The following is a 14,904-nucleotide window of genomic DNA, read 5'->3' as shown; positions in this document are numbered from 1 at the left end:
ATTCTATTCCTTTAAGTCCTCTTCTTGCATTCGTGTATAAATCAATTTACGGTTGCTCGATTTCAGCGAAAAATCTACTCTTATCCGAAAAAGATTTCAATTATTATAGGATTAACTTTATCCACTAAATTCACCTGTACTCTGCGACGAAATCAAAACGACAAGAGCATTCGTCTAGCCCTTCTAAAAATCACGTACTTTTTGTGCAATAGCTAAAAGTTGCACTATGATTACTATAAGTTATACTTGTGGTAAAAACTCAAAATAGTTTATAGCAAGCAAAGAAAAACGTACACAAATTTTAGCAATTTTACATGCAGAAAATGAGTGAAGTAAATGTCTTACGAAAATAAAATTTTACAAATGAAAAAAATGCTCGGTAAAAAAACGACAACAACTATAAAAAAAGAGGATAAACCTGCTTATCAAAAGCCTATTGCTCCAAGCTATACAGAGCAGTGGGCAAAAGCGGGCCTGACAGTTGTAGAAAATGATTTCGGTATTGTTTTTAAACGACAAGTGCGATATCCGTTTGGTTTTCAGCATGGTCATTATAAGTTGCAGTCATATTTTGATGCATTAGTAAAATGGCAAGAGGCAAAGTTTGAACATCCATATGCGTTAAAAATGGATGAAAAGGTATTATTTTTTGATACGGAAACTACTGGGTTAAAGGGTGTAGGTACACAAATTTTTCTTCTGGGCTTTTTAGAAGTGTCAAAAGAAGATGAAAGCTTTATTTTAACGCAATTTATTCTAGCCGATCCTGCTCATGAGGCCGCGTTACTTTTTGAATCGAAGCTTTGGCAAAAAACAGCAACGGTGATTACCTACAATGGAAAAAGCTTTGACTGGCCGCAACTTGAAACACGTTGGACACTCCATCAAAAAGAATTACCTAAATTGCGTACACAGCGGCAAATTGATTTGTTGCATAGTTCAAAGCGTTTATGGAAAAATGATATGGAACGAATGAAATTAACATCTGTGGAAGAAGAGAAGCTTGGCTTTTCCCGCATTGGAGATATACCTGGATATCTAGCACCAATCATTTATTTAGATGCAATTAAAAGCGGTGTTCCAGATGCACTTATGAAAGTCCTTCTTCACAATGAATGGGATTTACTTTCACTGATTACGCTTTATGTCCATTCTACAAATTTGCTATTTGAGGAGGCAAGCGAAGAATCGGCAAAAACGTTTACAAATATCGGGAAATGGTATGCTGATTTAAAAGAGGGTTCACAGAGCGTAAAAGTTTTGGAAAAGGTAACGACCCAATTTGATGCACTAGAAGCAGGAAATGCACAATTTTATTTAGCAATCCAGCAGAAAAAAAATAAAAAGTTTAGTGAAGCAATCGATGCATTTGTGGCTGCTCTTCATTTCGTTGATTCACGAAAAAAGTTGCATGTATTAGAACAGCTCGCTATGATATATGAACATCAAATGAAAGATTATAACCAGGCCATTTATTATACGCAAGAGGGCATAAAATTAATTAAAAAGAATGAGCAATGGAGAGTAGAACAAAAGGAGAAATGGGAAATTTCTTGGGAAAAGAGGTTACTCAGGTTAGGAAATAAGAAATAATTTCCCGGGTAAGCGCAAGAAACGACAAGTTTAGCCTTACATTTAATGTTTTCAGACGATATAATGTGATGAAGTATGCTATAATGTAACGCATGTAGTGTGAGGAAGGGCGATGTGAATGGATATTAAATTAACGTCAAAAAAGATCCTTGAAAAGGAATTTAAGAAGAATTTTAAAGGCTACAATGTAGAAGAAGTCGATTCATTTCTTGATGAGATAATACAAGACTATGAAACGTTTGAAAAAGTGGTGGCCCAACTTCGTGAAGAAAATAAACAGCTAAAAGAAGAAATTGATAATACTCCTAAGAGACAACCTGTTGCATCTGCTACTGGTACGACAAACTTTGATATTTTAAAACGTCTTTCGAATTTAGAGAAACACGTATTTGGTAGTAAGTTGTACGAATAATTTTTTGTCAAATATATTGTATTTATCATAAAACTCTAGTATAATCTTTTTATCATCATGAAATTCTGGTAATCGCTGCGGCGCTAGACGTCGTAGAGGAAAGTCCATGCTCGCACGGTTCTGAGATGACCGTAGTGTTCGTGCTTACTGAAAAAATAAGGTAAGGCAGCTGTAAAGGCTGACGGCGGAAGGAAAACCTAAGTCTTAATGATATGGTTGAAACTTCCTGAAAGTGCCACAGTGACGTAGCTTGCTTGGAAACATGCAAGGTGGAACGAGGTAAACCCCACGAGTGAGAAACCCAAATTATGGTAGGGGCACTCTCTTGAAGGAATTGAACGGATAGAGGGACAGAGCTGGCTCTGTAGATAGATGATTACTACCCGGTCGTACGAGGCGATAGCTGTTTGAGTACTCGGGAACAAAACATGGCTTATGGAATTTTTTTGATGCTTATTATGAAATGACAAGCGCTCTCCAATTTGGTGGAGAGCTTTTCTTTTGAATACAGTAAGAAAAAAGTTACTTGTTAATCATGTCTAGACATGAGCGATATACGTTTGAGAATAAGGCTGTACACTGTTGGTCATGCCCCTGTCACTACGATTCGAAACATAAACATCTAATAAACTATTATCGCATCGATGTACATATTGTCTACATACGAGTAGACTGACGCAAAAGCGCTTTTCTGAAAAATGAGGGTAGTAAAGAGAGATAGGATGGAGCGGAAACATGAACGGAGTGAACGATAGTCTGGAGAAGCTAAATTCGATTTCCAAATATCCTACTGCATTAATAACAAAAATCTTCGAAAATGTATCTGAAGGCATCATGATTACGGATAAAGAGAAAAGAATAGAAATGGTCAATCCTGCATTTGAATTTGTTACCGGCTATAAGCGTAATGAAGTGATTGGAAAAACGCCAGCCGTTCTACAGTCAGGTGTTCATGAATTGCAATTTTATTTAGATATGTGGCAAAAGATACGACAAGAAGGCAATTGGCAGGGGGAAATATGGAATCGTCGTAAAACCGGAGACGTATATCCAGAATGGTTAACAATTGTTGGTATAACCAACGATGAGGGAGAAATTACAAATTACTGTGGTATTTTCACAGATTTGTCTGAGAGAAAAATAGTAGAAAATGAACTAGAAAAGCGTTTATTAACTGACTCATTAACGGATGTATCAAATCGATTTGCATATATTGAAAGAATGGATAATCTACTAGAATCAACTTCTACTATTTCTCATTCAGTACAGCATGCAGTCTATTTTTTAGATTTAGATCGATTTAAGCAAATTAATGATACGTTAGGTCATGCGGTCGGAGATACCATTCTAGTAGAAGTGGCAAAGCGCTTAAAAACATTGTTGAAAAATAAAGATATCATTGCTAGATATGGCGGTGACGAATTTATTATTACGTTAACAAACGTGAAGAATGCCAAAGAAGCCGCAAATTTTGCTGAACAAATTATTGGAATTATTGAACAGCCTTTGGATATTAATGGTCAAGATATTTTTATTTCTACGAGTATTGGTATCAGTATGTATCCATTAGATGGTGAAGCAACGGAGCAATTGATTCATTGCGCTGACAAGGCAATGACTTATTCAAAAAAGAATGGCCTTAACGACTATGCTTTTTATTTTGATGAATTGAAGACTGACTCACAGCGTGTTTTATTATTAGATTCAGAACTACGAAGAGCAATCGAAAACCGGGAATTTCATCTGCATTTCCAACCTAAAGTATCTATGGAAAATGAAGAAATTCAAGGGCTAGAGGCACTTGTTCGTTGGAATAGTGAAAGACTAGGATTCGTCTCTCCAGCAGAATTTATTCCGTATGCTGAGGAAACAGGATTAATCATTCCTTTAAGTGAAGTGATCATAGAAAAAGCTTGTGAGGCAGTTATAGAGATGCGTCAATGTGGCTACAAAACGCCAGTTGCTATTAATATTTCAAGTATTCACTTTAAGCAACAAAACTTTTTAGACTCTGTTCAGTCAATATTAGAGCGTTATAACACGCCTGCTAACAATTTTGAAATCGAAGTTACAGAACGTACTGTGATGAACAGTGCCAATGAAACGGTTAGCAAGCTTGTGCAGCTGAAGAAAATGGGCTTTAAAATTTCTATTGATGATTTTGGGACAGGTTATTCATCTCTTAGTTATTTGGTTCGCTTCCCCCTTGATTATTTAAAAATCGACCGAAGCTTCATTCAGCATATTGGCTCACTCGATGAAAAACAGGCAGTAGTGGATGCAATTATTCAAATGTCGCATCGTCTAAAAATGAAAGTTGTTGCTGAAGGTGTAGAACAAGCACAACAAGTGGATATACTACGTAAAATGAACTGTGATATAATTCAAGGTTATTATTACAGCAAACCGTTGCCACTTCACGAACTTATGGAGTTTATGGAGTATTGGGAAATTGAACATCAAGGAAGGAATTAGTGTATGGCAAACTATAAATTAGTAGCAACTGCAGCAATGGGACTAGAGTCGATTGTAGCACAAGAGGTACAGGCATTAGGCTATGAAACAACAGTCGATAACGGCAAAGTGTATTTTGAAGGTGACGAAACGGCCATTGCACGGACAAACTTATGGCTACGTGTAGCTGACCGAGTAAAAATCGTTGTGGGACAGTTCCCTGCTAAATCTTTTGAACAGTTATTTGAAAGTGTAAAAGCGCTACCTTGGGAAAAATACTTACCAGTTGATGCAGCTTTCCCAGTATCGGGGAAATCTGTTAAATCCAAATTATTTAGTGTACCCGATTGTCAGGCAATTACTAAAAAAGCAATTGTAGAGCGCATGAAACAACATTATAAGCGTTTAGGATTTTTAGATGAATCAGGTGCAACGTATAAAATAGAAGTTTCAATTTTAAAAGATGTGGCTACACTTACTATTGATACTTCGGGTGCTGGCTTGCATAAGCGTGGTTATCGTCAAGCACAGGGTGAAGCACCATTAAAAGAAACATTAGCAGCAGCACTCGTACAAATTTCAAAGTGGAATCCGAATCGACCATTCGTTGATCCATTCTGCGGTTCAGGTACAATTGCATTAGAAGCAGCAATGTTTGGCCAAAATATTGCACCGGGCTATAATCGTGAGTTTATTTCAGAGAATTGGCCATGGATGAAGGCAAAAATTTGGGATGCAGCGCGAGATGAAGCGGATAGCTTAGCGAACTACGATCAACCATTAGAAATTATCGGGTCTGATATAGATCATCGTATGGTGAGTATTGCACAAGAAAATGCACTAGAAGCGGGCTTTGGTGATATGATTACGTTCAAGCAAATGCAAGCACGTGATTTTACAACACAGCTAACAGATGGTGTTTTGATTGGTAATCCACCATACGGAGAGCGTATTGGTGACATCGAAGTCGTGGAACAGGTAATTCGTGATTTAGGAAAAGTCATGAAAAACTATCCGACTTGGTCTGTATACATGTTATCTTCAATGAAAAACTTTGAGGAATTGTACGGTCGTCAATCGACGAAGAAGCGTAAATTATTCAATGGCTTTATTGAAACAAATTATTACCAGTTCTGGGGACAAAAGTCTAAAAGAGATTAACAAACGGTAACGGAAGATAAGATTTTTTCTTATCTTCCGTTTCGTCGCGTATAATAGGAACAGATAGTTAGAGGGGGAACGTCAATTGCGTAAATCTTTACCATTTGTATTAACGAAGGACCGCTCATTTTTTGAGTCATTAGGTGACTGGATGGGGGACGTCCTTTACGATGAATTACCAGAAAAGGGCTTTGAATGTCGTGATGAACAAATTTTTATGGCATATCAAATTGAGCAGGCTCTAAAAGAGAAAAACGTGCTTTTTGCTGAGGCAGGTGTAGGGACTGGAAAAACAATTGCCTATTTACTACCAGCTGTATCCTATGCACGTTATACTGGAAAACCAGCTCTGATCGCATGTGCTGATGAAACTTTAATCGATCAGCTAGTAAAAGAGGGCGGCGATATTTATAAGCTACAAAAAACGTTAGGTCTTGAAATTGATGTTCGCTTAGCAAAGTCACGAGATCAATATTTATGTTTAAAGCGTTTTGAGGAAGCTGAAAAAGTGGTGTCCGATGAATGGATCGACGATATTGCGTTTTCTATACCTGATGGAGTATATGCACAGGGCTCGATGATTGCTATACAACCTTATGGTGAGCGTAGTGATTATCCAACTGTCAGTGATGAAGATTGGCAAAAAGTAAACTACAACTCGATTATGCAGTGTTCAGTATGTGACCTGCGTAATCGATGTGGTCAAACATTACATCGTGCACATTATCGTAAATCGGCGGATCTCATTATTTGTTCACAAGATTTTTTAATGGAACATTTAGCTACAAAGGATTCTCGTGAACGTGAAGGGCAATTAGCTTTATTGCCTGAAGTGTCAATGATTGTGCTAGATGAAGGCCATTTATTAGAATATGCCGCACAAAAAGCAATGACGTATAAAGTACAGGCGACAACAATTGTTACATTGTTAGAGCGTTTAATGGTAGATGGTGTGCGAGAACGTACATTATATGCTATGGAAAAATTACAAGATGACCATGAGTTATTTTTTGACCAGCTACGAGATGATCTAGTAGCTTCTGAAGAAGAGCGTAAACGTATTAATAAATCGCCAAATTTATTGAAATACGGTAAACAACTTATTGCTGATGTTGAAACATTACTCGAGGAACTTGTCTTTGAATCTGAAATGTATATGATTCCAGAATATGAATTAAATATGGCAGAGGAGTATTTAGAACAATACGAGGCATCCTTACGTATTTTCATAGCGCAGGGAGATGCAGTCGATTGGTTAGAGGAAACTGATGGAGAGGAAACGCTCGTAATTATGCCCCGCCTCATCACAGAAGTTTTAGCAGAAAAATTATTCTCTAAAAAACTTCCAATAATATTCTCTTCAGCAACTTTATCAGTCAACAAAGATTTTTCCTATATTGCTTATAGCTTAGGAATCCGTGATTATCAATCATTTTCTGTTCCATCACCATTCGATTATGAAAAAGTTATGCGAATTTATTTACATGAGCTATCACAAAAAGGGAAAACGGCGCGTGTTCAACAGCTATTACGTGACGGTGAAAAAACATTAGTTTTATTTAAATCAAAACAAGCAATGTTAGATTTCAAAGCAGAGTTACCTCTTATGGAACGGATGTATGTAGCGTTTGAGGGGGACCGCGAACTATCAGGAATTGTGCGTGATTTCCAAGAAGGCACCATCAAAACATTATGTTCCTATCATTTATGGGAAGGTCTAGATTTGCCAGAGGAGGCATTAACACGCGTTATTATTTATGATTTGCCTTTCCCTCCACATGATCCATTATTTGATGCGAAACGTACATTTGCTGAAAATCCATATGAAGAAGTGGAATTACCGTTTATGCAACTTCGTTTACAGCAAGGAATGGGGCGTTTAATTCGTACTTCAAACGACCATGGAGATATTCATATTTTGTTAAATGAAGAAGAAGCAAAGCAACGTGAAACATTTGAAAATATATTAGCCGTTACACCAGAAATTAAGTAGAAAAAAGCGAGTTTGCATCTGATGCAAGCTCGCTTTTTTGTATATTAAAATAATATTTCTATCGCGAGATAATGTTGAGGTTGAAAAAAGTGTTGAATATTTCTCTTTTACGCTATATAGTTCTTTGTAATGCAACGAAAATTATTAAAATAAATTATTTTTTATATTGAAAATAATTTTGCAAAAGGTTTATAATGATGACAAGAATTTTAAGAATAATCAAAATCAACATTTGGTTATTCCGTGATAGGGGGTTTGAGCCCGTCGAACATTCAATCGGTGTGCCAAAAATATACGAGCTTATCTGCAACAGATGTAGAAAAGTTAATAGAAATAGAAGCTTCATTATCGTATTATGCTGAGTTGACAGATTGTTATATGTTCATAGATTGTATGCTGGAAAACTTACCACATGCAATTGTTGTGGCAGAGGCTTTCCCAAAAACAAAAAATGGCTTATACGAAAAATCTGTAATTGGCAAATTTGTATTTGAAAGCTTCGAACCTGCAGTATTTGCTGCGTTTAAAAATAAAGAAAAATCATCAATTACTCGAGCAATCACACAGGAAGGTATAACGGTTGAACAAAACGTTGTCCCTCTCTTTAATGACCAACAACAGGTTATTGCAGTGTTAATCCAGGAAAAAAAGGTGGAAGTGCAAACAACACCTATAGATGATTTTCGACATATGCCTTTTGCATTAATTGAGCATATTGTAGAGCCAAATTCTCAACCGATTCCAGTGGTTTCTGATTTGCTCGTAGAATCCATTATTCTCACAAATCATGAAAACAAAGTGATCTATAGCAATCCTGCGGGTCACCGATTTATATCGGAACTATCAGGGCTAGAACGTTTTGACAACGTTGCATTGAATAAGATTTTACCTTTTTTACAGGAGGTCTATGATAAAGGCGATGATGTCTTTTTCTTAGAAATTACGATTGATCGTAAATCCTTTATTGTAAAGAAAATTCCTATTCGTGATCAAAACGATAAAGTGACACTCCTCATTATTCACGATCTTACAGAGCTAAAGCTGAAAGAAAATGAACTAATGATGAAAACATTTGCTATACGAGAAATTCACCACCGCGTGAAAAATAATTTACAGACCGTTACAAGTCTATTGCGTTTGCAAATGAGAAATGACTTGTCAGCCTCTAGTGCAAGTGCATTTCAAGAGGCATTAAACCGAATATATAGTATTTCATCTGTTTATGAACTTATTTTAGAAAATGAGGATAACGCTGAAGAGAAAGTAGACGTTATCGCGTTGTCTAAAAAAATTGGACATAAAATGGTTGGGACATCCGACACACCATCTATTCAGTTAACCTTTCATGACGACAATGTACAGTTATTTTGTCATTCTAAAAAAGCTGTTTCGCTCGCGTTAATCATTTGTGAGCTACTGCAAAATGCACTGAAATATGCTTTTATTGGTCGTGAGGAGGGTACAATCGATATTCAATTTCAACAGGATGCTTTCTCTATTTCACTTTATATTTCTGACAACGGCGTTGGAATGCAAGAGGTGAAAGCATCATTTGGAATGGAGATTATTACAAGGCTTGTTGAATATGATTTAGCTGGCACATTTTCAATTATCCCTAGCGAACAAGGTACACATACTCATATTCAGTTCCCTGTAAGTGAGGAGGTATTTATCCTAAATGACTAGGAAAGTTATGATTGTCGAAGATGAGTCGCTTATTGCAATTGATTTGAAGTTTATGCTAGAGGATAACGGCTACGAAGTGGTAGCACAAGCGAATAATGGAGAATCAGCAATTGAGTTGGCATTTACACATAAGCCACAGTTAATCTTAATGGACATTAAAATGCCAAAGCTAGATGGTTTAAAGGCAAGCAAAATTATTGAACAGCAACTCGGTATACCGGTGCTATTTATATCAGCTTATAGTGAAAAAGAATTGTTACTGTACATGAAGCAGGACAATATTTTAGGCTATGTTATGAAACCTTTTTCCGAAAGAAATGTTCTTCCATCATTAGAAGTGGCGTTTCATCAGATTGATAAGTTTAATCGTCTAAATGGGGAATTGCTGCATACACAAACAGAAATAGAAAAGCGAAAGATAATCGAACGAGCAAAAGGTTTGCTAATGCAGTCAGAAAACCTTAGTGAGGACGAGGCTTATAAAAAAATTCGCAGTGAGAGTATGCAGACTCAACAGGAAATGGTGCTTATTGCAAGGCGCATTATCAATTCATTACAAGTAAATAGTTAAAGCAAAGACGCTTTAAAGAGATTTCCTCTTTAATGCGTCTTTTTTTTTATAAATAACATAATTTTTTAGCAAAACTAAAGGGGTGATGATAAGGATGGCAATGATAGGAACGGTTATCGTTTATCTTATTATGATTTGTGCAGTTTTAGGAGCATTCGGAGCAATTCGAGATGCTGAATATGGAATCGGGAAAGAGTTTATGAATGGTATTCATACGGTTGGACATATTTTTGTACCTGCTGCAGGGATCATGGCTGCTATACCTTACTTAACGTGGTTTATAAGTCATTTTATTAGTCCAATTTTTGAATTAATTGGTGCTGATCCAGCTATTGCAGCAACGACAATTTTAGCTTCAGATATGGGAGGATACCAGTTAGCAAATGCGTTAAAAGAGTCGTATGAAGGATGGGTCATGGCTCTAGTGGTCGGATTTATGTCTGGCGCAACAATTGTGTTCTCTATTCCTATGGGTCTTGCCATGTTAGATAAGCGTGATCATAAATATATGGCTTTAGGTATTATGGCGGGTGTTTTAACAATTCCGATTGGAGCATTTATTTCTTCCATCATGATTGTAACGTTTAATACAAATGTTCGGGAAGTGATTAGTACAACAGCAGAACCAACATATGTTTTTGCCATTTCAGTTTTACAAATATTAATTAATTTATTACCTTTATTTATTTTCGTAGTGTTAATTGCGTTAGGTCTTAAGCTAATTCCAAATGGCATGATCAAAGGCTTCATGATTTTTGGACGCGTGATGGATGCTGCTATCAAGCTTGTGCTAGTGTTCTCGATTGTAGAAATTTTTACAGGTATTTTTACAAAGATCTTTGGTGCATGGGGCTTTGATCCGATCATGGCAGATAAAGTCGATCAATTCCGGGCATTAGAAACGGCTGGGTATATCGGTATTATGCTAGCGGGTGCATTCCCTATGGTGTACTTAATTAGAAAATATGCATCGAAACCTCTAGAAGCAGTAGGTGAAAAATTAGGCTTATCGTCAGTAGGAAGCGCAGGTATTTTAGCGACAATTGCTAATATCTTAGCCATGTTTACACTTGTTCGACATATGCCACCGAAAGATAAGGTCATTAACATTGCCTTTGGAGTTTGTTCAGCATTCCTTCTAGGAGATCATTTATCGTTTACGGCTAACTTCCAACCGACCATTATTTTACCGGTTATTGCAGGTAAGTTTTTAGCGGGTGTTATCGCTATTATTTTAGCCTATAAGTTATCTGTTCCGACAGCTTTAAGGCTAGAACAAGAGGATCGCAAGGCAGGAATTATTAAAGAAGGTGAATATCTAACAGATAAAAATCTTGAAAGAGGTGATGACGTGTGAGTGAAGAAAAGAAACGGTTTATTCAGGAGTTTGTGCCAGGTAAGCAACTAACATTGAGTCATCTTATAGCAAATCCTGATCCTGAGATGTTTCAAAAGCTGGGCATTCAAGAAGCAGGTGCACTGGGCATCATGACATGTACACCGAGTGAGACAGTTATTATCGCAGGGGATTTAGCAACAAAGGCAGCCAACGTAAGACTAGGATTTTTAGATCGCTTTACTGGCAGTCTCGTTATTGTTGGTAGTGTCTCCGAGGTTGAAATGGCGATGTTAGAAATTAATCGTTTTCTATCAGAGATGCTAGGCTATACGCCATCAAAAATAACGAAGTCATAGGATGTGCCGTATGAAAAATCGAGTAATGATAATAGGTGGTGTGCAAGCAGGTAAGTCGACACTGATGAATGCGTTATTGGGGAAAGATGGACAAGCCAATAAAACACAGGCGCTCGTTTATGATGACTGGATTGTTGATACACCTGGAGAATATATAGAAAATCCGATGTATTACAGAAACATTATGGCAACATCGCTTGAAGTGACACATGTGATTTATTTACAGGATGCCACGTCATCAAAGAGTGTTTTTCCTCCGCAATTTAGCTTAGGAATTCCCAAAATACAAATTGGTGTCATTACAAAAATTGATGCACCCCTTGCAGATGTGGAAAGAGCAACAGCTTTATTACAAAATGTCATGATGCATGGTCCTGTAGTGAAAACCTCTTCGTGGCAAAAGCTTGGTATTGAGTTTATTGCGCCACTTATTCAGCTCAATTCTGACGAAGAAATTCGTCAGTTTGTAAAGGATCGTGATAGTCCTTATCTCATGTATTGTCCCTTAAGTGGCGAGAGGGGAGAGTAAGTTGAAGACAGAAAAAATTTATAGTGCAGGCATTGATATTGGTACAAGTACAACAAAGATGGTGGTCAGTAGTTTTCTATTGAAAAACGTTGCAGGTGTAACGCATGTGCCACGAATAGAAATTATTGAAAAAAAGGTTTTGCATCAAAGTCCTATTATTAAAACACCGTTTATCAATAAAGAAATTATCGATATGGAAAAAATCGAGCAATTTATTTTTCAGCAATATCAATTGGCCCAAATTGCACCAGCAGATATTTCAACAGGTGCCATTATCATTACAGGCGAATCTGCCACAAAGGAAAATGCCAGCGAGGTTGTTCATGCGATTGCAGATACAGCCGGGCACTTTTTAGTTGCTACTGCTGGACCCGATTTGGAAGGCATCATTGCAGCAAAAGGAGCAGGTACATTACAGCAATCAAAAAACACTGCCAAAGTTATCGCTAACATCGATATCGGCGGTGGTACTGCAAATATTGCGGTAATGCAGTTTGGCGAAGTAATTGGTACGTGTACATTGCATGTCGGTGGAAGACTTATAGAATTTCAGAATAGCGTTGTCCAATCGATTTCGCCACCCATTATGAAACTAATGGAGAGATGGTCAAAGCCATTAAAGGTTGGTGATTCAGCAGAGGATGTACGTGTTACAAAATTAATCCAAGAAATGGCGGATATAGTAGCGATGACGCTAAGCGGACAATTAACAGACGAACAGCATCCTTTATTGCTAGGACATTTGCCAACTTGGGATAATCCGATTGATGCACTCGTTTTTTCCGGTGGGGTAGCCGCCTGTATTTATGAAAATGAATGTACAAATCGTCAGTATGATGATATCGGCGAAAAATTGGCAAAAAGTCTTTTACAGCATGAACAGCTACAATCCTTTTTATGGCTAAAACCAGAGGAAACAGCTCGGGCAACAGTGACTGGAGCGGGTACGCAAACAACTGAGATTAGTGGTGCAACGATTCAGGTAGATGCGGAAGTATTACCTTTAAAAAATGTGCCTGTTTTCGATTGCTATATGGATACGCACAGCAAAGAATTCGACGATGCGGTGAAAACAGCCGTTGCACGAGCAGATGCACTATTTTCTATACAGGAGAATCGTTCTCCGTTTGCACTCTATTTTAGTCATTTACCATATTTAAGCTTCACGGATGTCCATACATTATGTGAGGCCATTTTGAAGCACTTAGCTATGAGAAACTCCAAGGAAATACCAATTATCATAGTCATTCAATCAGATTATGCAAAGGTTATTGGGCAAACGATACAAGCGATCAATCGAACAGTTCCCATCATTTGCATCGATCAAATCAAAGTAGAAACAGGTGATTATATTGACATTGGGCATGTACTACCATCTGGTGTTGTCCCAGTCGTTATAAAAACACTTGCTTTCCATTCAAAGTAAGGAGGATGAATGTGAATCTATCGGTGATATTTGGTGGAGAAAAATATAATTTTAAGTCATTAAAGGATGTAATGGCTAAGGCCAATGAAGAAAAATCAGGAGATCAGCTAGCGGGGATTGCGGCTGAATCTGTACAGCAACGAATTGCGGCAAAGGCCGTTTTAAGTGAGCTGTTAGTGAAGGATATAAGAGAAAATCCATTAGTTCCTTCTGAAAATGATGAAGTATCACGCATTATTGAAGGTGATATTAATGAGCAAATTTATGAAGAAATTAAAAACTGGAGTATCGAGGGACTAAGAGAATACATTTTATCCAATGAAACAGGCGATCGGGAATTAAAACGCTTAAGCAAGGGCATGAATTCAGAAATTATTGCGGCCGTAACAAAGCTAATGTCCAACTTAGATCTTGTCCATGCTGCCAATAAAGTAGAAATACTGTCAACTTGCAATATTACGATCGGACAAAAGGGCACGCTTTCCTCAAGATTGCAGCCCAATCATCCAACAGACAATATTGACGGTATTATTGCCTCATTAAAAGAAGGATTGTCCTATGGTATTGGCGATGCAGTCATTGGAATTAACCCTGTAGATGACTCAGTTGAAAGTGTAAAAAAAGTATTGCAAGCCACAAAGGAGTTTATCAATGATTGGTCGATTCCTACACAAAACTGTGTGTTAGCACATATTACAACACAGATGAAAGCCATTAAACAAGGGGCGCCAGCCGATATGATTTTCCAAAGTATTGCTGGAACGGAAATTGCCAATCGCTCGTTCGGCATTTCTGCTGACTTAATAAGAGAAGCAGAAGAGCTTGTGAAAAAGCACGGAACAGGAACTGGCCCGAACTTATTCTATTTTGAAACTGGACAAGGTTCGGAGCTATCTGCTGAGGCACATATGGGTATTGACCAAGTAACACTTGAATCGCGCAATTACGGCTTTGCTAGACATTTTAATCCGTATATTGTGAACACGGTTGTTGGCTTTATTGGACCTGAGTATTTATACAATAACAAACAGGTAATACGTGCTGGCCTTGAAGATCATTTCATGGGTAAAATGCACGGTCTCCCAATGGGCGTGGATATTTGTTACACAAACCATATTAAGGCAGACCAAAATGATATTGAAGATTTAAGTGTTTTGCTAACAGCAGCTGGTGTCAACTTTATTATCGCTGCCGCTATGGGCGACGATGTCATGCTGAACTATCAGTCAATGAGCTTCCATGATGTCGCAACATTACTTCAAACGTTTGGTAAAAAACCAGCTCCTGAATATCTAGCGTGGTTAGAAAAAATGGGCATCTATGAAAATGGTCGTCTATCTGCAAGAGCTGGCGATTTATCTATATTTGAAAGGTAGGTGAATCC

General features: G+C 37.5%; 12 protein-coding genes and 1 other RNA gene. All 13 read left to right on the top strand.

Annotated features, from left to right (window positions below; genetic code table 11):
- The first annotated feature begins 336 nt into the window (after positions 1-336).
- Positions 337-1,593, top strand: coding sequence for a ribonuclease H-like domain-containing protein (locus ACIPKN_RS19875; RefSeq protein WP_400939316.1), 1,257 nt, complete (start codon positions 337-339; stop codon positions 1,591-1,593).
- 118 nt (positions 1,594-1,711) lie between these two features.
- Complete coding sequence (gene gpsB / locus ACIPKN_RS19870; RefSeq protein WP_100544475.1) at positions 1,712-2,005, top strand: cell division regulator GpsB; 294 nt, start codon at positions 1,712-1,714, stop codon at positions 2,003-2,005.
- A gap of 60 nt (positions 2,006-2,065) precedes the next feature.
- Positions 2,066-2,446: RNase P RNA component class B (gene rnpB / locus ACIPKN_RS19865), an RNA gene on the top strand.
- A 294-nt stretch (positions 2,447-2,740) separates the two neighbouring features.
- Positions 2,741-4,480: an EAL domain-containing protein gene (locus ACIPKN_RS19860; RefSeq protein WP_400939314.1), complete on the top strand. Its 1,740-nt coding sequence runs from the start codon at positions 2,741-2,743 to the stop codon at positions 4,478-4,480.
- A 3-nt stretch (positions 4,481-4,483) separates the two neighbouring features.
- Complete coding sequence (locus ACIPKN_RS19855; protein ID WP_142508285.1) at positions 4,484-5,620, top strand: THUMP domain-containing class I SAM-dependent RNA methyltransferase; 1,137 nt, start codon at positions 4,484-4,486, stop codon at positions 5,618-5,620.
- Between the two features lie 85 nt (positions 5,621-5,705).
- Positions 5,706-7,613 (top strand): ATP-dependent DNA helicase, encoded by a 1,908-nt coding sequence (locus ACIPKN_RS19850; RefSeq protein ID WP_142508284.1) that lies wholly within the window; start codon positions 5,706-5,708, stop codon positions 7,611-7,613.
- Between the two features lie 255 nt (positions 7,614-7,868).
- Positions 7,869-9,299 carry a sensor histidine kinase gene (locus ACIPKN_RS19845; RefSeq protein WP_400939310.1) on the top strand — a complete coding sequence of 477 codons (1,431 nt, stop codon included), beginning with the start codon at positions 7,869-7,871 and terminating at the stop codon, positions 9,297-9,299.
- Positions 9,292-9,870 carry an ANTAR domain-containing response regulator gene (locus ACIPKN_RS19840; RefSeq protein WP_142508283.1) on the top strand — a complete coding sequence of 193 codons (579 nt, stop codon included), beginning with the start codon at positions 9,292-9,294 and terminating at the stop codon, positions 9,868-9,870. The genes ACIPKN_RS19845 and ACIPKN_RS19840 overlap by 8 nt, the downstream gene beginning before the upstream one ends.
- A 94-nt stretch (positions 9,871-9,964) precedes the next feature.
- Positions 9,965-11,227 (top strand): ethanolamine utilization protein EutH, encoded by a 1,263-nt coding sequence (gene eutH / locus ACIPKN_RS19835; RefSeq protein WP_400939307.1) that lies wholly within the window; start codon positions 9,965-9,967, stop codon positions 11,225-11,227.
- A complete protein-coding gene (gene eutS / locus ACIPKN_RS19830; RefSeq protein ID WP_053482454.1) occupies positions 11,224-11,565 on the top strand; it encodes an ethanolamine utilization microcompartment protein EutS in 342 nt (113 codons plus the stop codon). Before eutH ends, eutS begins: the two co-directional genes overlap by 4 nt.
- A 10-nt stretch (positions 11,566-11,575) precedes the next feature.
- A complete protein-coding gene (locus ACIPKN_RS19825) occupies positions 11,576-12,094 on the top strand; it encodes a EutP/PduV family microcompartment system protein (RefSeq protein ID WP_400939304.1) in 519 nt (172 codons plus the stop codon).
- Between the two features lies 1 nt (position 12,095).
- The gene (locus ACIPKN_RS19820; RefSeq protein ID WP_400939302.1) at positions 12,096-13,520 is read left to right on the top strand and encodes an ethanolamine ammonia-lyase reactivating factor EutA; all 1,425 of its coding nucleotides are present in this window, start codon (positions 12,096-12,098) and stop codon (positions 13,518-13,520) included.
- A 5-nt stretch (positions 13,521-13,525) separates the two neighbouring features.
- Positions 13,526-14,896: an ethanolamine ammonia-lyase subunit EutB gene (locus tag ACIPKN_RS19815; protein WP_400939299.1), complete on the top strand. Its 1,371-nt coding sequence runs from the start codon at positions 13,526-13,528 to the stop codon at positions 14,894-14,896.
- Positions 14,897-14,904 lie beyond the last annotated feature (8 nt).

The sequence above is a fragment of the Lysinibacillus sp. NPDC086135 genome (assembly GCF_044746345.1).
Classification (GTDB): domain Bacteria; phylum Bacillota; class Bacilli; order Bacillales_A; family Planococcaceae; genus Lysinibacillus.
This window is presented reverse-complemented; position numbering and strand designations above follow the sequence as displayed.

Bases quoted from the DNA above. Each gene is read 5' to 3' on its own strand.
- ACIPKN_RS19875 (WP_400939316.1), top strand. From the start codon at position 337: ATGTCTTACGAAAATAAAATTTTACAAATGAAAAAAATGCTCGGTAAA.
- gpsB (WP_100544475.1), top strand. From the start codon at position 1,712: ATGGATATTAAATTAACGTCAAAAAAGATCCTTGAAAAGGAATTTAAG.
- ACIPKN_RS19860 (WP_400939314.1), top strand. From the start codon at position 2,741: ATGAACGGAGTGAACGATAGTCTGGAGAAGCTAAATTCGATTTCCAAA.
- ACIPKN_RS19855 (WP_142508285.1), top strand. From the start codon at position 4,484: ATGGCAAACTATAAATTAGTAGCAACTGCAGCAATGGGACTAGAGTCG.
- ACIPKN_RS19840 (WP_142508283.1), top strand. From the start codon at position 9,292: ATGACTAGGAAAGTTATGATTGTCGAAGATGAGTCGCTTATTGCAATT.
- eutH (WP_400939307.1), top strand. From the start codon at position 9,965: ATGGCAATGATAGGAACGGTTATCGTTTATCTTATTATGATTTGTGCA.
- ACIPKN_RS19825 (WP_400939304.1), top strand. From the start codon at position 11,576: ATGAAAAATCGAGTAATGATAATAGGTGGTGTGCAAGCAGGTAAGTCG.
- ACIPKN_RS19815 (WP_400939299.1), top strand. From the start codon at position 13,526: ATGAATGTGAATCTATCGGTGATATTTGGTGGAGAAAAATATAATTTT.